Genomic DNA, 294 nt, shown 5'->3' with positions numbered 1-294 from the left:
ATAGGGTTTCGTCTTTCCAGTCAAAATCGGGTGGCTGGTGATTGCCGGTATTAAGGTCCCAGCCGATAAGCACAGGCATATCAGGTGCAAAATCATCAATGGCATCAAGCAGGCGCTCAAATTGCACGGCACGATACCTCGCGTCCGCGTTGCTGTCCAAATGTGTCGAGACGACGCAGACAGTTCCACTATCCCTAGGCAAAATCGCAGCGATTGCCATGCGTCCCCCAACCCGAGGCTGTTCTGGATCGGCGTTCAATTCATCGGAGGAAAACCAATGGCCATGATCATCAA

The 294-nt window shown here is 52.4% G+C and carries 1 pseudogene; it reads right to left on the bottom strand.

The features are described from left to right. Positions 1 to 294: pseudogene (locus AB9F29_RS22215) on the bottom strand (endonuclease); the annotation flags it as partial.

The organism is Falsihalocynthiibacter sp. S25ZX9 (genome assembly GCF_041205405.1).
GTDB classification, from domain to species: Bacteria; Pseudomonadota; Alphaproteobacteria; order Rhodobacterales; family Rhodobacteraceae; genus Falsihalocynthiibacter; species Falsihalocynthiibacter arcticus.
The sequence above is the reverse complement of the archived record's forward strand: the minus strand, read 5'-3'. Positions and strand labels throughout refer to the sequence as shown.